We start from the raw sequence: 18635 nt of genomic DNA, 5'->3' as shown, positions 1-18635 counted from the left end.
AAAAAGAGCCTTCAAGACTCCGCAACTCCAAGCCCCGGCCCTTCCGGCAGGACCACCTCTCCGGCACTGCCGAATTTCACACCGCAGTAGTCATCATCGGCCACATAGAGATGGCCATCGAGATCCACCAGGTCCGCCAAAGGAGCGAGATGCGCCGCGGCAGTGACACCGATGCTGCTCTCGATCATGCAGCCCAGCAGCACACGCATCTTCAGCACGCGTGCCGTGTGGATCATCTCTCTCGCTTCTTTGAGGCTGCCGCTCTTCAGCAGTTTCACATTCACGCCATCGACCAAACCGGAGAGCGCGTGCGCGTCATTCGAGCTCTGCGCGCTCTCATCCGCATAGATAGGCAATGGTGAGTGTGGCATCACCTGTCGCAGCTCACGCCACGCCGCCACACCGCCGGAGTGATGCAACGGCTGCTCCACAAAGGCAAGCCCATACCGCGCCAGCTTCGGAATGATCGCAGCCGCCACCTCCACACTCCAGCCTCCATTCGCATCCGCAAAGATGGTCGCCTGTGGCGCCGCTTCGCGCGCCTTGGCAGCAATGGCTTCATCGAACTCCGCATTCCCACTGCCAAGCTTCAGCTTGAGAACACGAAATTGACGATGTGTCTCCCGCACCTTCTCGGCAAACGCTTCCAAGTCCGTGGGAATACTGAAGGAGCGACACGCGGGCGGCAGCTTCGTCGCATCCAACTCCCACAGCTTCCAGAGGGGAAGCCCCCGTTGCTTCCCTACCGCATCATGCCACAGCACATCCAGCGCAAGTCGCCCGGCACGCGGCCCCGCTTCCGGCACGGGACTTCCACTCCATGCCAGTCCTTGCACCCAGCGTAGCGTCTCCTGCGGATTCTCCCCATAGTAGGGAACAAAAGGGGCCTCGCCCACCGCATCCCCCCAATGCAAACGCAACACCTGCCGCTCCGTGGAGACTCCGTGTGCGATGCGGAAGGGCTCCGTAAGGTGCAGAGTCTTCAATTCCACGCGCAGGGGCTGGTCACTCGTCATGCATCAAGGTAATCGCACCTGCGTCATCCCCAAAGCCCAGCATCATTTTCTTTGGCTTCGTGAAGAAGACACGCCATGCATGCGTTCCCTTCGACTCCCACTTCTCCGGCATCAGCACCATGTCCCATCGACTTCCCCTCCTCGCAGCCAGCCTGGCCCTGACCTCCCTTGCAGCTCACGCAGCAGCGCCATCGGCAGCACCAGCCACACCCGCGCCGAAGCCGGCAGCCGTCACCCCTGCTGCGGTAGCGCCCGCGAAACCTCTCAACCCCTTCGTAGTGCGCGCAGACAAGGAGAACGCCACCTACAAGACGGGCGAACCAGTGAACTTCACCATCGCGCTCGCGAAGGACTCCCCCGCTCCGCGCGAGGCCGAGATCACCTGGAGCATTTCCAAAGATGGCGTGCCCCCAATCATCAATGGCAAGGGGAAGCTCGTGGATGGCAAGGCCGTGGCGACGGCATCTCTGAACGAACCCGGCTTCTTGCTCTGCCGCGTTAGTTGGAATCAGGATGGCAAGGTTCACAGCTCACTCGGTGGCGCGGCCGTGGATCCACTACTCATCAAACCCAGCCTGCCCGTGCCGGATGACTTCGATGCCTTCTGGGACGCCCAGAAGAAGAAACTCGCCGCAGTTCCGGTGAAGGCCACCATGACGCCGGTGCCGCCCCCCGCCACCATCAAGAAAGCAGAGACCTTCGATGTGAAGGTGGATGCTCTCGGCGCTCCCGTGTCCGGTTATCTCGCCCGTCCGCTCAATGCAAAGCCGAAGAGCCTGCCCATCGTGCTCATGGTGCATGGCGCGGGCGTTTCTTCCTCCAGCCTCGCCGCCGCAGCATCATGGGCGGAGAACGGCATGCTCGCCTTCAACATGAATGCACACGGCATTCCCAATGGCAAAGCTCCGGAGTACTACACGGGACTCGCGCAGTCAGAACTGAAGGACTACCGCAATGTGGGCCGCGACTCGCGTGAGACCTGCTACTTCCTCGGCATGTTCCTGCGCGAAGTGCGTGCCCTCGACTTCCTCTGCTCACAACCCGAATGGGATGGCAAGACCGTCGTGGTGTATGGCAGCAGCCAGGGTGGCTTCCAGGGCTTTGCCATCTCGGCAATCGATCCGCGCGTGACCTTCCTCGCCGCCGGCGTGCCCGCAGGCTGCGACCACACCGGCGTGATCGTGAATCGCGTGAACGGCTGGCCCAAGATCGTGCCGAATCTTCCCGACGGCAAACCCGATCCCAAGGTGCTCGAAGCCTCGCGCTACTTCGACAACGTGAACTTCGCCGCGAAGACCAAGGCGAAAGGCGCCTACCTCACCGTGGGATTCATCGATACCACCTGCCCTCCCACGGGCGTGTACGCCGCCTACAATGCCTTGCCCATCTCGAAGGCGATCTACGACGACATCCCCAGCGGGCATGCCAACTCACCGCAAGCCTCAGCTGCCATGGTGGAGGCGGTAAGAAAGCATGTGAAGGAGAATAAGTAGAACAGAGCGGCAGCTCTGAATGTAGAAGGCTTCTCCAGAAGCCTTTCACGCCCGCCGGTGCCCACAATCCATTTTTCATCCACAGAGCAACAGACGGCGCGGCAGTAGGAACATCCAAGAATCACCAAGGTGGGAAAGCAGGAGTTGCGCGTCTGAATGAAAGGCTTCTGGAGAAGCCTTCTACATTCATTCTCCAACTCACACCTCCGGCCGCATCCGCGAGACCAGCACGCTCTTCACCAGGCGGATCAATTCCACCGGCTCATACGGCTTGGGCAGCACCGCAGTGAAGCCATACGCGGCGGGCTGGGCCATCACCGGATCATCGGAGTAGCCGCTGCTCACGATCGCGAGGACGTTCGGATCCAGTGCACGAAGTTTTTCCATGGTCCGCAGACCGCCCATGCCATTCGGAATGCTGAGGTCCAGCACCACGAGGTCAAAGGGACGTCCATCCTGCATGGCCTGCTGGTAGAGGCGCACCGTGTCATTGCCATCCACCGTCTCCACCACCTCGTAGCTCTGCGTCTGCAGACCGCGCACGATGAGCGCGCGCACGAGATGATCATCTTCCAGCACGAGGATGCGGGAGTTCATGGAGGGTGAGGTGAAGGTGGCGCCCAGTGCCAGTGCATCCGCCTCCTCCGCATCTCCATCCACGGGGATGAAGAAGCGCACCCGGGTGCCCTGGCCCTTGTGGGAATTGACCGAAATGGTACCTCCGTGCGACTTCGCAATCGACTCACACACCGTGAGGCCGAGGCCGGTCGCGTTCTCCGCTTTACGCGTGGAGAAGTAGGGTTCGAAGATCCGGGAGAGATGCTCCGGAACGATGCCTTCGCCGCCGTCGCGCACTTCCAAGGTCACTCCGGCAAACTCGCCAGGTGACTCGGAAAGTGTCTCATGGGGGAACATCTCCTCCTCCGTCGCCACTTCGCAGCGCACATGGATGTCGCCCCCGCGCACGGTGGCCTGTTCCGCATTGCGGATCAGGTTGCCCAGCAGGCGGCGGATCTGATTCGGGTCCACCGCCACTTCAGGGAGATCTTCCTGCACCTCCACAAAGTAGTGCACATGCGGCACACGGGCGTGATGCTCGAAGAAGGTCTTCACCAGTTCCGAGAGCGAAATCTGCCGTTTGATGGGAGCACCACCGCGCGCAAATGTCAGGAGCTGCTGCACGAGATTCTGCGCCTGCAGCGTGGCCTGCTTGGCCGTGGTGAGTTCGGGCGGCTTGTCGGCAGCATTGGCATAGCGCATCTCGGCGAGAGCGAGATTGCCCAGCAGCACGGTGAGCAGGTTGTTGAAATCGTGGGCGAATCCACGTGCGAGCAGACCGAGTGACTCCAGACGATCCAGACGATTGTTGCGCTCCGCCTCCAGCTTCCGCGTGGTGATGTCCTTGATGAGAAGGAGCAACCCATTCGCGAAGGGATAGGTGCGGGCCTCGTGCCACGCGGCCGCTTCCTCCAGATAGATCTCGCGTGTCACCGGTTCGCGATGCAGCAGGGCGCGGGCGAGCGCTTCATAGTGGCTCAAACGAACGCTCGGCGGCAGCACATCCCACAGGGACTGGCCAAGAAGCGCACGCTTGTCGCGCCGGAACAGTTTGGTCGCGCTCGCATTCGCATACGTGAATCGCCACTGACCATCGAGCGCCACGAGCGGATCGGAGATGCTCTCCACGATATCCACCAGGGGCGCCGTGTTGGAGCCATTCGCCTGCGGCGGTGGAGGTGGTGTGGCAGCAGGCTGCTTCTCCACGGGAGAGAGCGGACGGAAAAGAATCACGAGCCCAACCACGCTGCCGTGTTCATCATGCACGGACGTCACCCGATCCTCGATGAGTACGCGCTCGCCTGCCTTCGTGGTGAGCAGAAGCTGGCGCGGCGTAGTGTCCTCCTTGTCGTCGGCGGGAAGGACGAGCATCATCTCGCCTTCGACATTGTGAATGGCATATACCTCCGCCAGCATGCGACCGGAGGCCTCTGTGGCCTTCCACCCGAGCACGCGTTCCGCGGCAGGATTCACAAAGAGGATGCGTCCCGCCACATCGGCGCCAATGACACCATCGGCGAGACTTTGGAACGCATGGAAAAAGCTTTCCTCGTAGCGCTTGCGCCGCTGCTCCTCGCGATTGCGAGCCGCTGCCATTTCCAACGAGGCACTGAGCTCGGTCTCGTTGTAGGGCTTGAGCAGATACCCGGAGGGATGCGTCTCCCTCGCACGCGCCACCGTCTCAGCATCGGCACACGCGGTTAAATAAATCACCGCAACAGGGAAACGCTTGTTCAGAACCCGGGCTGTTTCGATGCCGTCAATCTTCCCGCCGAGCTGCACATCCATGAGCACCACATCAGGGCGAAGGTCTTCCACGGTGTTCAGAACCTCTTCACCCGTGCGGCAGAGACCAGCGACCATGTAGCCGAGCCTCTCGAGAGTGGCGGCTAGATCGCACCCAACGAGACCTTCATTCTCAACGATTAGCACTCGTATGCGGTCGAGGTCAGCCATGAAATTCCAGTACTTCTGACTATCGCTGGAAATTGAGGCGGTTGGCAAGCAGAAAGTAAATGCACAGCTAAACTATAATAATGAGTGTGCTTAGGTACCCAAATGCACGCCTGGGCTCCACTTCAGCAGCCAGAATCTCGGCTGTGATCAGCAGGATCGACGCGATATCATCCCCACCGGAACAGCGGTGATCGCGGTTCCGGTGGCTTCTTTGAATGGAGGGACCACTCAGCCCAATCCCTCGACCTTCCAGCCGTCGCGATACTCGCGCTTCAGCAGCTTGTTGGCCTCGGCGATATTGGTGATGCGCATGGCATCACGATCCCACTCGAGCCACTGGTTCGGATAGTTCTCCGCCAGTGTGCCCATCAAAACGGTTTCCGTGAGAGGTCCGCCATGTGAAAAATCCGCGCAGCTCTTCTTGCCGTTCAGGATGGCATCCACCCAATCGTGGTAGTGGTCCTGCTTGCCATAGTCGCGAGGATACTTCTCTGCCGGGAACGAATCTTCCGGCAGCACCCAAGGACGCTGGCCGTAGGGTTTGAAGATCATGCCGGTCTCACCCACCCAGAGATGACCGCTCTTGGGGAAGTTCTTGAGCGCGGCAGGCATCGGGATTTCGCGGCTGGGACGGGCGGAGTCTCCGTCGCACCACGTGAGTTTGAAGGTGTCTCCCGCGATGAGTTCGTTTCCAGGAAACTCAAACTCCACCGTACGGCTCTTCGCCCACAACCCGGTGCCAATCGCGCCCGTCTCAGTCTGCTTCACACGCTTGGGCGCGCGCAGCTTCAGCGCATCAAAGACACCGTCGAAGAAGTGCACCCCCATATCGCCCAGTTCACCCACGCCGAAGTCACGCCATGCGCGCCAGGTTTGTGGATGGTAGGTGTCCAGAAGATAGGGCCGCGGCTCGCGCACGCCGATCCACGCATCCCAATCGAGTTCCGCGGGAACGTTGTCGCCTTGCGTGCGGAGTTCTTCATTCTTCGGCCACCAGCTCAGCGGCTTGCCTTCCCAGAACCATGCCTCCTTAATCTTGCCGATGGCACCATTGCGAAGCAGGTCCACCGTCATGCGCGCCTCGATGCCACTACGGCCCTGATTGCCGAGCTGGGTGACCACGCCCGCTTTCACCGCCTCCTGCTGGATGACGCGGCACTCGTGAATGGTCGGCGCCATGGGCTTCTGAAGATACACATGCTTCTTCAGGCGCATGGACTGCACCGCCATGGGAGCATGCATGTGGTCTGGAGTACCCACCGTGACGGCATCAAACTTATCGCTGTGATCACGCAGCATCTGCCGCCAGTCCGTGTGCTGCGAGGCATCGGGGAAACCCACCCCGCCGGCGCGTGCCGAGCCTTTGCCCGTGGCAGCTTCCTTAAGATGGTTCGCATCGACGTCGCAGATGGAAACAATCTTCACCTTCGGATGCGTGGCCACACTGCGCATGGTGTTTCCACCCATGCGGGCCACCCCGATGCAGGCCACCTGCAGCATCGAGTTCGGTGAGGCACTGCGCAGGATGGCAGGAAATCCGAGAGCGGATGCAGAGGCAGTGGCAGCTGCGGACTGCTGGAGAAAGCGACGGCGGTTCATGATGGAGTGCATGAACGCCAAAGGGGTGGAGGGGCTTTCTGGAAAGTGGCGCTGCCTTGGATGGAGCGCTCAAAGGAGGAAGAGTTCGCCGCAAAAAGACGCAAAAGGCACAAGGGGTTTGCCTCAGGGAGGAAGTTGGGTCTCCAGACCGGACAGCGCCCGGCGGGTTTTCCTACCCGCCATGCACAGGCTCAATACCCACCACGTGCACCCCCGCGACGCGAGGTCTTGCGGGCGGGGCGGTTACGGCCGCGGGCTGGAGCAGCCTTTCCGGCAGCTTCGGCCGCCTTGGTTTTGCGCTCGATCTCCTTTTCTTTTTCCACACGCTCGGTCATCGCCTTGCGTGCAGAGGCCGTGCGCGACTTGCTGAGCGTGGGACGTTCCTTGGCCTTGGGATGCACCAGCAGGCGATCCACCTCGTCCGGCTTGAGCTCGCGAAAGCCGCCTTCTGGAATGCCGGTAAGGGGAAGATTGCCGATACGCACGCGCACGAGACGTTTCACTTCATAGCCCACACGGTAGAGCATGTGGCGGATCTGGCGCTTGAGGCCCTGCTTCAGCACGAGGCCCAGCTTGTAGTGACCGATGATCCATGCGCGCTCTGCCTTGGCGAAACCTTCTTCGATATGCAACCCGTGGGTCAGCTTCTCCAGCAGCGCCGGATCGAAGGGCTTCTCCAACTGCACCTCGTATTCCTTTTCGAGGCCGTGCGTAGGATGCGCAAGTTGGTGGGACAGATCACCCTGGTTTGTCAGGAGGAGGAGCCCCTCACTATCCATGTCCAGGCGACCCACGTGCGCCAGGGAACGCAGCTTGCCGGGAAGCAGGTCATAGATCGTGTGACGTGCGTGCTCGTCATCGCGAGTGCACACGTAGCCCTTGGGCTTGTGCAGGGCGATGACGACCGGTTTGTTCGGTCGCACCTTCTTGGTGTCCACCACCACCTCATCGGTGGATTCCACCTGGGTGCCGAGTTCGGTGCAGACCTGGCCGTTGATGCGGACGCGGCCTTCGAGGATGAGGGCCTCCACACCTCGCCGCGATCCCAAGCCGCAACTGCTGAGGAATTTGTTCAGGCGCATGAGCGTGGTCAGGTCAGGGTGATGGTGAAGAAAAAGCCGCGATGGGAAACACCGCGGCTGCTGAAATCAGAAGTGGTGATGAGGTTGGGCGGCAAGGCCCGGCACCATCAGGCCTCAGGCTTGGTCTTGGGCAGGTTGTAGGGGCTGCGACCTTCCTTCCACTGACCGCGAGCCTTCATAAGCTTCACGCGCTCACCACGCTTGAGGACGCTGCGCTTGGTTCCGACGGAACCGCCTTTGGACTTGAGACTGCGATGCTGGGACATGGTATGACCTTCGGAGGGTTGGAGATAGGGGCGCAGAGAGTAGCGGAGCGGGAATAATTCGCAAGGTCTTTTTCACCGTGGTGTCCTCATGTTTCGGCTGAAGGCAAAAAGAAACCCGGAAGCCCCTCCTTCCATGTCGGTGGGAAGGGCGTTCCGGGTGGGTGAAAAGCTGTCTGCTGAATTCGGGACTACTTCTTCTTTTCCCATTTCGTCCAGGTGCCAAAGTCAGCACCCTGATCGATCCACTTCTTCAGCAGTTCCTTTTCCGCGTCGGTAAGCGGGTCGGCTTTGCCTTCGGGAGGCATCACCATTTCGTCCGTGATAGGCAGAGTGGTCATGGTGTAGAGGGCGCTGTCTGCCGCCTTGCCAGCCACAAGGGTCTTTTCCTTGTGCTCCTTGCCACCCTTCTTGAGGCCTTCGGCGGTGTCCATCACCAGCCCGCTCTTGGGCTTCTTGATGCGGCCCGTATCGTCGGTGTGTTCCGTTTCGTGGCACTTCATGCATTTGGCCTCGAAAATGGGCAGGATCTGCTTGGCAAAGTCCACCTTGTCGTCAGCGGACGCAGAGGTCGGGGAAAAAAGGGCGAACCCGCCGAGCGAAGCGGCGGCCATCGTGAGCATGAATGGCTTTTTCATGGGCGTTCGGGTTGAATTTTCAGTGAGGATCAGAACGTGGCGAAAATCGCAACCGGGGTCAAGCGAAAGCAATGTGAGGCTAGTGAATCTCGCACCGCGACCTCCTCACATCCAAGCGCATTGCCGCACCCGATGAAGGCGTCGAATCGACAGATTGTTGAGTTTTTCAAAAAAATCAGGTAAAGTCGAACGTTTGCCAGTCTCAACTATTCCCTCAACCCCGGAAAAGAGCAGCCGAAAGACTCCCATGTCCTCCCGCTCAGCCGCGCTCACGCGCAAGCAGCACCCCCGGACCACGGAGCCGGTGGCGGACAATCGTGCCATGCACGCCGCCTTGGGATTGGCCTTCTTGGGAGGCGCACTCTTCTACCTGCTGGCACTGATTTCCCATGAGCCGGCGGATCTTCCTGCCTGGACCCACCTCGCCATTTCGGACACGGCTCCCGCCACCACGCATAACCTCATCGGCCAGCTCGGTGCGGTGCTCGCGGGCTATACCTTCTGGATGTTCGGCGCAGCGAACTATGTCATCCCGGTGTGCCTCACCTGGTTCGGCGTGTGCAAGTTTGCCTCACCAGCAGCCATCACCCTGCGCTCGTGGATTGGCTTTGCCCTGATGGTCATCAGCGCCTCGGCCATCTTCTATCTGCAGGCCTTCTGGCAGTGGGATGACAAGAATGTGACCCCCTACGGAGCGGGCGGCGGCCTGGGCTATGTGGTGGGCGGCATGCTGATGCTGGACATCTTTGGCGAGGTCGGCTCGCTGCTGCTGCTGGGCACCACCTACCTCGTGGGCATGATCTTCGCCACGGGGATGCATCCCATCCAGGTCATCATCCAGGGCAAGGACATGATGGTGCAGTCCGCGGTCAATTGGTGGGAAGGCCGCGCCGAGCGCCGCCGCCTTGCCGAAGAGCGGGCCACGCTGCCCTTCACTGTACCGCCACCGGATGCTGGCAAGCCCTCCAGGAAAAAGAAGTCGCCCCTGCCTGAGGTCTCGGATGAGATCAACGCGAACACCCAGCTTGAGCTGCCTTCCGTTCAGAATCTGCCAAAGATCATCGATGCCTCCGCGCCGAAGCCCCCCAAACCCAAGCCACAACTGGCCGAAGTGTGGAAGAAGCGTCAGGAGCAGAAGGAAGAGCGCATTGCCTTTGCCAAGCCCACAAGCCTCACCGCGCGGTACAAGGACTACACCGTGCCCCCCATGGACCTGCTCCACTACCCGGATGCAGCCAGCCGCATGCCCACGGATGAAGCCCCCCTGCGCGACATGCAGGAGATCATCATCGAGACACTGGCCACCTTCGACATCCAGGTGACTGCCGGAGACATCACGAAGGGACCTGCCATCACGCGCTACGAGGTATATCCCAGCAAAGGTCTGCGTGTGAATCGCATTGCCAACCTGGAGCCTGACATTGCCCGCGCGACCAAGGCAGAGCGCATCAACATTCTCGCTCCCATCCCCGGCCGCGATACCGTAGGCATCGAGCTGCCGAACCGCGACAAGATCGTGGTGCCCATTCGCGAGCTGCTGGAGGACGACACTTTCCAGAACGGCAAGGCCAAGCTGCCCCTCGCCCTCGGCAAGGACGTGTATGGGAAGGCGGTCATCGCTGACCTGGCCACCATGCCGCACCTGCTGGTGGCCGGCACCACGGGCTCAGGGAAATCTGTCTGCATCAACAGCATCATCACCAGCCTGCTCTGCCGCTTCGCGCCGGACGAGCTGCGCTTCATCATGATCGACCCGAAGGTGGTGGAAATGCAGGGCTACAAGGACCTGCCCCACCTCGCCCTGCCGGTCGTGACGGATCCCAAACAATCCATCCTGGCCCTCCGCTGGGTGGTGAATGAGATGGAGAAGCGCTACCAGATCTTCGCCAAGGTGGGCGTGCGTAACTTCGACGGTTTCAACGGCCGCGGACCCGGCAAGAGCTTTGGCAAGGTCACCTCGCGCGTGGGTGGTGGCGCCACCATGGAAGAGGCCCTGCAGGCCAGTGCCCCCTCTGCCCCGCGCTCTGCACCTTCGCCCAAGAAGAGTCTGCGTGACCCTCACCCGGATTCCATCGAGGACAAGGATGGCCTGGACGCGCTCGACGAGGAAGACGGCTACTACGTGCCGAAGGGTTCGCTCTGGGATGGCAACAGCGAGCCGCCTCCCCACAAGGAACCCGAGCTGGAGATCCCGGATTCTCTCCCCTACATCGTTGTGATCGTAGACGAGCTGGCGGACCTCATGCAGACAGCCCCGGCGGATATCGAATCCGCCATCGCCCGCATCGCCCAGAAGGCCCGTGCCGCTGGCATCCACCTCATTCTGGCCACGCAGACGCCACGCGCCGAAGTCGTGACCGGTATCATCAAGGCGAACGTGCCCTGCCGCATCGCCTTCCAGGTGAACAGTGCCCTCGACAGCCGCGTGATCCTCGACCGCAAGGGCGCGGATAAGCTCGTGGGCAAGGGTGACATGCTCTATCTCCCACCGGGTACCAGCCAGCTCATGCGAGCCCAGGGCACCATGGTGACGGACGACGAACTGCAGAACCTCGTGGACCATGCCTGCAATCAAGGCACACCGTCCTTCGAAGCGGTTCTGGCTGACCCGGATGAAATGGGTGATGAAGGCGAAAGCGAAGCCATCACGCCCGAAGATGAAGCAATTTTGGAGAAGGTGCTCGAGGTGCTGCGCTCGGAGAAGAAGGCCAGTACCAGTCATATCCAGCGACGACTGCGTTTGGGGTACACCCGCGCGGCCCGCATGATGGATATCCTTGAGCAGCGCGGCATCATCGGCCCGGCGGACGGAGCCAAACCGCGGGAAATTTTGGTTGAGTTGTAATATTTGAGCTTTTGAACACTTGGACTTGGGTGTAGGGTGCGCCCAAGGCGGGATTTCGAGTCCCGTTCGGAAGCTTAATCGTATACCCCCTACCGCCTTAAGGGTCCCCGCATTCGATACCAACTTGCGACGCTCCTTCCAGAAAGTTATCGTCAACGCCAACCCCTCAACCCACCATGTCTCCCTCCCTCGGCCAACGCCTCCAGCAGATGCGTGAACAGCGAGGTCTCTCCCTTCCGGACGTAGCCCACCGGACACGCATCCCGGTGCAGCGGCTGCGCGAACTGGAGGAGGACAACTACAACGCCCTCGGCAGCGTCACCTACGCAAAAGGCCACCTCAAGGCTTATGCGGATCTGCTTGGCGTAGAGGCGGATGAGGTGCTGGAGCAATTGAAGACACCCCCTCTCGGTGGCGTGAGGAACTACCGCTATCTGGTGGAGAGTTATGGCTCTCTGAAGGCCGTGAGTCAGTCTGAGCACCCGGTGCAGGACCGCACTACGGTAGCGTCCAACAAATCCCCCATGATCACCGCCACCGTCAGCGCCTTTTGTGTGCTGCTCGTGGGCGGAGTCCTGCTGGGAAACGCCTTCCTCGCACAGCAGGAGCCCCAGCCGACCCCGGCTGCCGGAGCCATCGTGACCAATCCCACCGTAATCGAAGAACCGACTGGCAAGGAAGAGCCTGAGTTCTCCCTGTACGGAGCGAATCTGGAAGTGGAAGCCGCAGAAGAAGTTCGCGCCGCCAGCCCCTCCAGTGTGACTCCCCCGAAGGCCCTGCCCGTCACGGACGAAGTCACTTCCTCACGCCGCAAAGTTTCCGAGGTACCCAAAGCACAGCTTGTAGAGTAAGCTGTGTTTGATATGCCCCCCGAGACAGCTCTCTCCGAACCATCCGCGCCCAAGGCTTCCCACCAGCATCTCTGGGTGATTGCGGCTGGCATAGGAGTCGGTGCGCTGGCAGCGGTCCTCGTTTTCAGCGAAGCCGCCCGTGAGGTCGCCTTCACCACGATGCGGAGCTTGTTTGGCATCGTCACCACGCCCTTCCTGCTGGAGTCCACGGTAGCGCTACTGGCTTTGTTCATCGTTCTGGCCATCAACAAGCACCGTCTGGACAAGGAAGGCGATGGCTGGGTCTACATGATGGTGCCGGATCCAGAGGAAAAAGGCGGCACGCCCTTGCCCAAAGCCATCACCCAACGCCTCCAGGGCACAGTGCTCAAGGATAAGCCCGAGCCGCTGGATGAGGCCCTGGCTGAACGCTCCATGGTGGAGGGATATCTGGAACTCGGCATGGCCGTGGAGGCTCGCCGGGAGTTTCAGGCCCAGCAAGACTTGCCGGACGACGTGGCCACCTCCGCTCTACGGGTGCGTGTGCTGGCCTCCAATCTGGACACCGTGCAAGCACGTGAGCTGCTGGCGGCAACCGCCGCGCGGTTTGCCAATCAGACAGCCCTTCTTTCAGCCACAGCCCGCGAACAGGCGGACTGGCTTCGTAAACACCTTCCCGCCCACGAGGATCTGGCCCGGCTGTGGCACGCAGAGGCAGAAGCCCTGGCGGCAAAAGTGCAGCCCGGCTGACCTGTGTGCTGTCGACTGACCGCTCACGGAGTGTGCGGACCACCAGGGGGCATTCCTGATTGACCTGCGGGTGGGGTGTGCTTCTTTGCGCGCCCTCATCATCTCATGGCTACTCCACACGACAAACACCAGCACGAAAGCAGCGGCTTCTGGGGCTGCGCGAACATCTTCATCGGCGGCGGTTTTGCCTTTTGCGCCTTGCTCGCAGGCGGTGCGCTTTTCTTCGGCGGACTGGGTCAAGGCTGGAAGGGCAAGGCGGATCCTGAGGCCGCTGCGGCATCCTCAGCTGCGCCCGCACCGGCAGCAGCGCCTGCGTCTGCCGCTCCCGCAGTTGCCACATCCGGTGACGTTCTCGTGGTCACCCTGCGCCCCGGCTCGCTCAATCCCATGAGCTGGGAAACCACTACGATCACCGCCAAGGCCGGGCAGAAAGTGAAGCTGACCTTCGAAAATCAACATGCCACCGCCCCGCTGCAGCACAATTTCATCCTCGGCAAGATCGGCTCCAAGCAGCGCCTCATCGACGCTTCCAACGGCATGATGAGCGACATGGCAAAGTGGATGGCGGCTGGATTCATCCCCGAGTCGACTGATGTGCTTGCGCATACCAAGCTGCTGAACCCCGGCCAGTCTGAGACCATCGAGTTCACTCTTCCCGCGGAAGCAGGTGAGTATCCTTACATCTGTACCTTCCCCGGCCATGCCCTCATCATGCAGGGCACGCTGAAGGCGGAGTAAGGCTCTCCAATTTCAAATCCAGCTTTTTCAAGGAAGCCGCCACGGCATGTGGCGGCTTTTTTTGTTGCTTGGAGAAAGGAATCCGGCAGCGGCAGCGGCAGCGACCATCAAGCCTTCAAAACCTTGAGGTAGCTGCGGTACTGATGCCAGGCCAGCAGCGACAATCCGAGAGGAGAAAACGCCAGTATGAGAAATCCCGTGGTGATCCTTCGAGAGTCACCCAATTGCTCAAGCAAGGGGCCCATGGACGCGAACACGGAAAAGGCGTAGACCATGGCAGAAGCCTGGAAAACTGCGGACGCTGCGAGCATCATCGGCCGCTTTCCCGTCTTCCACCACAGACCTGCCGCCACCAGGCTGGCAATGCTTCCAGCGAAGACCAGCCAAGTCAGCGCCCGGAAGTCCGAATCGTGCTCATACAAATCGATCCCGATCTGAACTGCCATGGCCAGAAGGGCGCCGCCAGCGAGCGTCAGCGCGGACTGGTTCTTCAAACGATCGAGACTGGCCTGGGTGGCGGCACGATAGTTCTCGAGTTGCTGCTGGCTGATGAGGGGTCCCTTGCATACAGGACATGAGCGTCGCCCCTGCACTTCAGAGGCAGAGTACGTTTTTCGACAAGGGCGGCACTGGAAGGAATCCACCATGGGGAAGACGGGTGTCCGTCAGCAAACGTCCCGCCACAAGTGAAAATATAGCCGGGACAACAACGGCAACTACCCCCGTTGATAGAGGGCGCTGACATCCGCCGCAGCGAGTTCCACGAAGTAGGTGGCGAGCTTGGTGGTGATGGCTTCGAAATACGCCTTCCCCTTCTCCGCCGTAGCATGCTGGGGATCGCCACTGCCGGTGTCATTCGTAGCCTGCGTCCACGCACGCTGTGCCCAGGCCCACTTCTCACGCATGGCCTTCAGTTTCCATGGGTTGGCTTCGCCACTCCCCCACTCCGACTTCGGCAACACCAGGTCGGGATGCAGGTGCATCATGAGTGCCGTCTCCCGCTCATCCGCATGATCGCCAAGGATGTCGATGATGCCCGTGCCATCATGCACATTCGGCCAGAAGACGGTGCTCAGGAAAATCTGCGGCCACTTCGCCTGCAACTCGCGGAGCATCTGCTTGAAGTCATTGCCTCCATGGCCGTTGAGCACCACCAGCTTCGGAATGCCCACGCCCACCAGTGACGCAATGACGTCATTGATGACCATCAGTTGCGTGCTGGGATTCATGTTGATGCAAAACGGGATGTCGAGCTGACCCGTCTGCACGCCGAAAGGGATGTTTGGCAGGATGCCCACCTTCGCTCCCTGCTCCCACGCGATACGCCCGGCCTCCGCGCACATGGCATCATTTTGATAACTATCCGTGCCATACGGAAGGTGCCAGTTATGCGCCTCCGTTGCACCCATGGGCAGCACCGCCACCTCATACCGGGTGGCTTTCACCTGCTTCCAGTTCGTTTCAGCGATGACCCAGGGACGTGGCGAGGAGGACATGACCGGAGTGTACGATGCAGCCGGACCGGATCTCAATGCAATCGCATCCAAGTTCTCACTCAATAGATTGGCCACACGCCCGGTGTCAGCAGTTCCAGCAGATGACCATCCGGATCGCGGAAGTAGATGCTGGTGCCACCGAGGGGCCAGGTAACGGTGCTTTCGATGGGGATGCCCCTTTCTTCCAGCCTCGCGCGCCACTCATCAAGGCTTTCAGCGGGAATGCGGAAGCCGATGTGCGATTCACCTTGGGACCCATGGGAAGGGATGGTGCCAAAGGGGAGATGCACCGGCTGGGTCACCTCTTCCCTGCTGAAAAGAATCAGCACCTGGGCGCCACCGACATTGAAGGCACAAAGGCGCTCATCGGCCACCATGGCAGCATAGCCAAAGACATCCTCGAAGAACGCACGGGATTGCGTGAGATCCGAGACACTGAGACAGGTTTCCAGGATGGCGCTGGGCGGCGCGGGATGTCTGGCGGAGTCGGTGCTCATGGTTCGTGCGGTTGGAGGTGCTGGAGCGATGTACTCCAGCAACATCCAATACGCGAGCCATCATCCGCGTGGCGGCACGCACCCACGCATGACTATCGCGATGCCGTGGCACTGCCTTCGGTGGCGAGTGCGGAACGCTTCAACTCCCAGTACCGGCTCATGAGGCGGGAACTCTCCAAAGTTTGCACTCGTGTGAGAGCACCATTGCCGAAGCGGCCCAATTGCAGTTTGGCGAAGGTCGAGACTTCCTTGGCATCAGGCTTCACGGTGAGATCCCGGTTCAGTAACGTCAGCAGTGCTTCCTCTTTCGCGGGAGCCAGGGTTTCAAAACGTGCCACGAAGACTCTCTCCAATTTTTGAGGTTTGGGGGTGATCTTCAGGGGCAGCACCCCGTCCACATACTTCCGCGGAAGGATGGCCAGCACGCGCGCGCCCGGTTCCTGGAACCAATGCCCCTGCCAGGTGGCCACCATGGCCTTTGCCTCCTCAGGGGTAAGTCCGGCACGATCCATTTCCTCCACCATGGCGGTGCGGAGTTCGGCCTCGGCTTTGTCCAGTGCCACCGCAGGTTTTTCCAAAGCTACGTAACTTAACGCGGAAAAGGAGGTCATGTCTTCGCGGTTCGTGGCTGGCAGCTTGGGAAGGCGGGCCCAGCGTGCCTGGTTGCCCTCCACGGACAACGCAAAGGCGACCTCGATGGCATCTCCATCCGTCGTGTGTCTCATTTCAAACACGCCCTTGTCATCCACACGCACCGAGTAGGGCGGCAGGGCATCGCCTGTACCGCGATAGAAGATGAACTTGTCGGAATCCTTGTCCATATCCACGTCCGGGAGATTCTCGTACATAGAGGCACGCCCCTTGAAGATCCAGGCAGCGGGCACTTCGCGCGCATGGCGGTAGTGTTCTCCACGGCTTTTTACTTCCGGGATGCGCTTGAGAGCGTTCGCATCGTCGGGCGGAAAGAGCTCGCCCTTCCACACGTGTGAGGCTCCTGTGGGCACATTGGGAGCAGGGAACCAATCCGTGATCCTGCCGCCGGCGAAGGAGACTTCCGCGGTGACCGACATCTTCTTTTCCGGATAGAAATAGAGAACCGGAGTCTCCATGCGCACGAAGGATGTGATGTGCGCACCTTTCGAAAACGGACCAATTCCGCCACCGACAAACTCCGGAAGCACATCCAGGTCCTGGCCTGGCTGGTACCATTGCAGGGCGGTGCCGTCAGAGCCGCTCAACACGGTGAAGGTGCCCCACTCGTGCACTTCGAGCTTGGGGTCCTCCGCGCACAGGGCACCCGCGGAAGCGGCAAGAGCGCCTAGAATCATCGACCAGAGCTTCGCTTTCATAGGGCCAGTCTACCGGAATGCACGCGCGCGCGTCGTAAAGAGCATGTAAAATGAAACAAGACTTCCCGTTTGCCCCGGATGTGCTAAAGGGACCGCCCCAATTTCCTTTTCTCTACGAATCTCCCATGTTCCAGACCGGCCAGAAGGTGGTGTGCATCAACGACGACTTCGCTCCGTGGGTCTATGACCTGTACCGGGCACTCCCGAAGAAGGGCAAGATCTATACCGTGCGCGCCGTGGGCGTGGGACGTTCCAACCCGAAGTTTGAGGTGAATGAGGATGCGGAAATCAAGCTGACCGGCGCCGAGTTTGATTTGATGCTCCTGCTCAAGGAACTCATCAATCCCGACGATCCCCACTCCAGCGTGAAGCAGGAGCTGGGCTTCCGCTCGGAACGTTTTGCTCCGCTCGAGGAAATCGAGGAGGAGGAAGAGGCTGGTGAACTGGTGGGTGCCGGCGCTGGCAAGAAAGATTGGGAGCCGCAGCCTTGGGCGGGGTGATGCCGCTACTGGGATTGCAGGCGAAGAAACGCGACCTCCGAAACTCCGGTGGCAGGGTCATCCAGGCGACCTACCATCGCCGTGTCGCCCATGGAGAGAATGGTGAGCGGCAAGGTCAGCTTTTGAGTGCCAGCCGTGACGGTGCCAGCCATGCTCACCCGCACGCCATCCGGGCCTATCACGGGATCCACCGACAAGGTGACCTGGGCTGACCTGCCCGACGCGCGGTTACCGCTGCGCGTTGACACAGACGTCATGGAAGTGAGGGTCGCCTTCTTTGAGGAAACAAGAGCCCTCATCTTGCCATGCGACTCGGATACGTCACTGCCTGATTGCTGGCCGCCCAGCACTTGGTCTGCCGTCTGCTTGTCCATTTTGTACATCAGCAGCGTGAGGGTTAGCGAGGCGCGAGGCCGCACGGCCGGCTGCTGACTCAGCGAGACCGTGGGCAGAAGGGCAACCAGGGTGAGCCCAGTCCACAAGAGCAAAGGACATGATTTCATGAGATGAAAAACGGAAATCTATGAGGAGCGGACAAAGAACATGACTACTTTTCCAGAATCACCCTGATCAAGGGCTCCCATAAAAGCAAACCCCTTGCCGGGCATCATCAGGGCGGCCGCAAGCTTCAAATCAACAGCGGTAGCTGATACGATAAGTTCCAAGATCTGACCGTCTGCTGACAACGTGGCGGATGCCTCGAAGCTGCCATCCGGCCCCGAGCCTTTCGAGCGACCTCCAGATGGGCCAGAGACAGAGCCCAGTTTGAGAATCTTGGAGGCCTGCTTCGCACTCATGGCGGAGAGGGTTTGCACCATGGTCGCCGGATCGAGCTTCTCGGGCTGCGCGATTAGCAATGCCGCCGCATCGTCCCGCGCGACTTCGTATGCCTGGAGGGTCACCGTCACCTGTTGCTGCGCTCCTGCGGAGGTGGTCAGCAGTGAAAAGGCAGCCAGAAAGCAGACCATGCCAATGGCGAATTTATTCCATGCGAGCATGCTCACTCATGCAGGCAAGTTTTTCTC

Annotated in this window: 18 protein-coding genes; 6 read left to right on the top strand and 12 right to left on the bottom strand. The window is 60.5% G+C overall.

Annotated features, from left to right (window positions below):
• Positions 1-11: 11 nt before the first annotated feature.
• Entirely contained in the window at positions 12-1016 is a 1005-nt protein-coding gene (locus DES53_RS00950; protein WP_113956338.1) for an enolase C-terminal domain-like protein, read from the bottom strand.
• 59 nt (positions 1017-1075) lie between these two features.
• Here DES53_RS00950 and DES53_RS00945 point away from each other — a divergent pair, with 59 nt between their 5' ends.
• Positions 1076-2509, top strand: a complete 1434-nt coding sequence (locus DES53_RS00945) for an acetylxylan esterase (RefSeq protein ID WP_245958062.1) — start codon at positions 1076-1078, stop codon at positions 2507-2509.
• Positions 2510-2707: 198 nt separating this feature from the next.
• On the opposite strand, the gene DES53_RS00940 is transcribed toward DES53_RS00945, so the two are convergent.
• From DES53_RS00940 to DES53_RS00920, 5 genes are all read right to left on the bottom strand, one after another.
• Entirely contained in the window at positions 2708-5023 is a 2316-nt protein-coding gene (locus DES53_RS00940) for a hybrid sensor histidine kinase/response regulator (RefSeq protein ID WP_113956336.1), read from the bottom strand.
• A 228-nt stretch (positions 5024-5251) separates the two neighbouring features.
• Entirely contained in the window at positions 5252-6622 is a 1371-nt protein-coding gene (locus DES53_RS00935; RefSeq protein WP_170156761.1) for a Gfo/Idh/MocA family protein, read from the bottom strand.
• 191 nt (positions 6623-6813) lie between these two features.
• On the bottom strand, positions 6814-7704 hold the full coding sequence (locus DES53_RS00930) for a pseudouridine synthase (RefSeq protein WP_113956334.1): 891 nt from the start codon (positions 7702-7704) through the stop codon (positions 6814-6816).
• Positions 7705-7811: 107 nt separating this feature from the next.
• A complete protein-coding gene (locus tag DES53_RS00925) occupies positions 7812-7970 on the bottom strand; it encodes a small basic protein (protein ID WP_113956333.1) in 159 nt (52 codons plus the stop codon).
• A 188-nt stretch (positions 7971-8158) separates the two neighbouring features.
• Positions 8159-8605: a c-type cytochrome domain-containing protein gene (locus DES53_RS00920; protein WP_113956332.1), complete on the bottom strand. Its 447-nt coding sequence runs from the start codon at positions 8603-8605 to the stop codon at positions 8159-8161.
• A gap of 247 nt (positions 8606-8852) precedes the next feature.
• On the opposite strand from DES53_RS00920, the gene DES53_RS00915 reads away from it, so the two are divergent.
• The 4 genes from DES53_RS00915 (at position 8853) to DES53_RS00900 (ending at position 13768) form a co-directional block, all read left to right on the top strand.
• Entirely contained in the window at positions 8853-11450 is a 2598-nt protein-coding gene (locus DES53_RS00915) for a DNA translocase FtsK (protein WP_113956331.1), read from the top strand.
• 176 nt (positions 11451-11626) lie between these two features.
• Positions 11627-12301, top strand: a complete 675-nt coding sequence (locus DES53_RS00910) for a helix-turn-helix domain-containing protein (protein WP_113956330.1) — start codon at positions 11627-11629, stop codon at positions 12299-12301.
• A gap of 12 nt (positions 12302-12313) precedes the next feature.
• On the top strand, positions 12314-13030 hold the full coding sequence (locus DES53_RS00905) for a hypothetical protein (protein WP_113956329.1): 717 nt from the start codon (positions 12314-12316) through the stop codon (positions 13028-13030).
• Positions 13031-13135: 105 nt separating this feature from the next.
• Positions 13136-13768, top strand: a complete 633-nt coding sequence (locus DES53_RS00900) for a plastocyanin/azurin family copper-binding protein (RefSeq protein WP_113956328.1) — start codon at positions 13136-13138, stop codon at positions 13766-13768.
• Between the two features lie 107 nt (positions 13769-13875).
• Here the strand turns inward: DES53_RS00900 and DES53_RS00895 are convergent, their stop codons facing one another.
• From DES53_RS00895 to DES53_RS00880, 4 genes are all read right to left on the bottom strand, one after another.
• Positions 13876-14415 carry a hypothetical protein gene (locus tag DES53_RS00895; protein ID WP_113956327.1) on the bottom strand — a complete coding sequence of 180 codons (540 nt, stop codon included), beginning with the start codon at positions 14413-14415 and terminating at the stop codon, positions 13876-13878.
• Between the two features lie 69 nt (positions 14416-14484).
• Complete coding sequence (locus tag DES53_RS00890) at positions 14485-15264, bottom strand: creatininase family protein (protein WP_113956326.1); 780 nt, start codon at positions 15262-15264, stop codon at positions 14485-14487.
• Positions 15265-15323: 59 nt separating this feature from the next.
• Positions 15324-15761 (bottom strand): VOC family protein, encoded by a 438-nt coding sequence (locus DES53_RS00885; RefSeq protein WP_113956325.1) that lies wholly within the window; start codon positions 15759-15761, stop codon positions 15324-15326.
• Between the two features lie 92 nt (positions 15762-15853).
• Complete coding sequence (locus DES53_RS00880) at positions 15854-17110, bottom strand: hypothetical protein (RefSeq protein WP_113956324.1); 1257 nt, start codon at positions 17108-17110, stop codon at positions 15854-15856.
• 50 nt (positions 17111-17160) lie between these two features.
• Between DES53_RS00880 and DES53_RS00875 the strand changes: the two genes are divergently transcribed.
• Positions 17161-17610 carry a hypothetical protein gene (locus DES53_RS00875; protein ID WP_211325402.1) on the top strand — a complete coding sequence of 150 codons (450 nt, stop codon included), beginning with the start codon at positions 17161-17163 and terminating at the stop codon, positions 17608-17610.
• A gap of 5 nt (positions 17611-17615) precedes the next feature.
• On the opposite strand, the gene DES53_RS00870 is transcribed toward DES53_RS00875, so the two are convergent.
• Positions 17616-18113: a hypothetical protein gene (locus tag DES53_RS00870; protein ID WP_113956322.1), complete on the bottom strand. Its 498-nt coding sequence runs from the start codon at positions 18111-18113 to the stop codon at positions 17616-17618.
• 18 nt (positions 18114-18131) lie between these two features.
• Complete coding sequence (locus DES53_RS00865) at positions 18132-18608, bottom strand: hypothetical protein (protein WP_113956321.1); 477 nt, start codon at positions 18606-18608, stop codon at positions 18132-18134.
• Positions 18609-18635 lie beyond the last annotated feature (27 nt).

This window comes from Roseimicrobium gellanilyticum (assembly GCF_003315205.1).
Classification (GTDB): Bacteria; Verrucomicrobiota; Verrucomicrobiia; order Verrucomicrobiales; family Verrucomicrobiaceae; genus Roseimicrobium; species Roseimicrobium gellanilyticum.
Note: the sequence above shows the minus strand (reverse complement) of the source record. Positions and strands in the feature narration are given on the sequence as shown.

What these genes read in the sequence shown, in the direction of transcription:
- DES53_RS00940 (WP_113956336.1), bottom strand. Translation starts at nt 5,023, where the DNA reads ATGGCTGACCTCGACCGCATACGAGTGCTAATCGTTGAGAATGAAGGT.
- DES53_RS00950 (WP_113956338.1), bottom strand. Translation starts at nt 1,016, where the DNA reads ATGACGAGTGACCAGCCCCTGCGCGTGGAATTGAAGACTCTGCACCTT.
- DES53_RS00895 (WP_113956327.1), bottom strand. Translation starts at nt 14,415, where the DNA reads ATGGTGGATTCCTTCCAGTGCCGCCCTTGTCGAAAAACGTACTCTGCC.
- DES53_RS00880 (WP_113956324.1), bottom strand. Translation starts at nt 17,110, where the DNA reads ATGAAAGCGAAGCTCTGGTCGATGATTCTAGGCGCTCTTGCCGCTTCC.
- DES53_RS00885 (WP_113956325.1), bottom strand. Translation starts at nt 15,761, where the DNA reads ATGAGCACCGACTCCGCCAGACATCCCGCGCCGCCCAGCGCCATCCTG.
- DES53_RS00935 (WP_170156761.1), bottom strand. Translation starts at nt 6,622, where the DNA reads ATGAACCGCCGTCGCTTTCTCCAGCAGTCCGCAGCTGCCACTGCCTCT.
- DES53_RS00930 (WP_113956334.1), bottom strand. Translation starts at nt 7,704, where the DNA reads ATGCGCCTGAACAAATTCCTCAGCAGTTGCGGCTTGGGATCGCGGCGA.
- DES53_RS00910 (WP_113956330.1), top strand. Translation starts at nt 11,627, where the DNA reads ATGTCTCCCTCCCTCGGCCAACGCCTCCAGCAGATGCGTGAACAGCGA.
- DES53_RS00920 (WP_113956332.1), bottom strand. Translation starts at nt 8,605, where the DNA reads ATGAAAAAGCCATTCATGCTCACGATGGCCGCCGCTTCGCTCGGCGGG.
- DES53_RS00925 (WP_113956333.1), bottom strand. Translation starts at nt 7,970, where the DNA reads ATGTCCCAGCATCGCAGTCTCAAGTCCAAAGGCGGTTCCGTCGGAACC.
- DES53_RS00900 (WP_113956328.1), top strand. Translation starts at nt 13,136, where the DNA reads ATGGCTACTCCACACGACAAACACCAGCACGAAAGCAGCGGCTTCTGG.
- DES53_RS00865 (WP_113956321.1), bottom strand. Translation starts at nt 18,608, where the DNA reads ATGCTCGCATGGAATAAATTCGCCATTGGCATGGTCTGCTTTCTGGCT.
- DES53_RS00890 (WP_113956326.1), bottom strand. Translation starts at nt 15,264, where the DNA reads ATGTCCTCCTCGCCACGTCCCTGGGTCATCGCTGAAACGAACTGGAAG.
- DES53_RS00870 (WP_113956322.1), bottom strand. Translation starts at nt 18,113, where the DNA reads ATGAAATCATGTCCTTTGCTCTTGTGGACTGGGCTCACCCTGGTTGCC.
- DES53_RS00905 (WP_113956329.1), top strand. Translation starts at nt 12,314, where the DNA reads ATGCCCCCCGAGACAGCTCTCTCCGAACCATCCGCGCCCAAGGCTTCC.
- DES53_RS00875 (WP_211325402.1), top strand. Translation starts at nt 17,161, where the DNA reads ATGAAACAAGACTTCCCGTTTGCCCCGGATGTGCTAAAGGGACCGCCC.
- DES53_RS00915 (WP_113956331.1), top strand. Translation starts at nt 8,853, where the DNA reads ATGTCCTCCCGCTCAGCCGCGCTCACGCGCAAGCAGCACCCCCGGACC.